The following is an 833-nucleotide window of genomic DNA, read 5'->3' on the forward strand; positions in this document are numbered from 1 at the left end:
GCGAAGATCCATCGAATAAGGCTTGCCCATCCATGCTGACCTCCTTGCCCAGCATGAAGGTTGAATCAGATTTGCACGCCTAAGGGAATCCCAAGCCGATTCAGTCTCATTTCATCCCGCTCTAGCTAAAGGATACATCCGTCTCGAGCCTTTGCGCGATGGCCGCACGGAGGGCGCTCACCAGGCGCGGTGCACGGAGTTTGCTGCCCTTCAATAACCCAGAGCTTAAAGACCGAGCTCCATGGCTTCGCTGCGGATCGCGCTCAAGCCAACGTCGGATAGTCGATGTAGCCCTTGGCCTCTCCGCCATAGAATGTGGATTGTCAGGCGTATTGAGGTCGGCGCCCTCGCGGAGCCTGCGGACGAGATCCGGATTGGCAAGGAAGAGTTTCCCGAAGGCAATCAGGTCGGCCCACCCCTCCGCGACCGCTTTTTCCGCCAGCTTGGCGTCATAGCCGTTGTTGACCAGCCAGGCACCTTTGCCGCCCGCGTCGCGATAGGCGGCCTTGAACGATGCATAGTCGAATGGCCGGTCGCCTTGCTGAAAATCCCGGGCTCCACCTGTCGCCCCTTCTATGACGTGAACATAGGCAAGCCCATAGGCGGCAAGCCTCCGGACGACGTGATCGAACAGCGGCTGCGGATCAGGATAGGACGCGTCGTTGCCGGGTGTAACCGGTGAAAGGCGGATACCCGCTCTGGCCGCACTAGAGCGGGATGAAATGAGACTGAATCGGCTTGGGATTCCCTTAGGCGTGCAAATCTGATTCAACCTTCATGCTGGGCAAGGAGGTCAGCATGGATGGGCAAGCCTTATTCGATGGATCTTCGCG

General features: G+C 58.6%; 1 pseudogene. It reads right to left on the minus strand.

The window, feature by feature from the left end:
- Window positions 1-263 precede the first annotated feature (263 nt).
- Window positions 264-706: pseudogene (locus tag EOA13_RS37320) on the minus strand (alkene reductase); the annotation flags it as partial.
- Between the last annotated feature and the right edge of the window lie 127 nt (window positions 707-833).

The organism is Mesorhizobium sp. M7A.F.Ca.US.011.01.1.1 (genome assembly GCF_003998295.1).
In the GTDB taxonomy this organism is placed as follows: Bacteria; Pseudomonadota; Alphaproteobacteria; order Rhizobiales; family Rhizobiaceae; genus Mesorhizobium.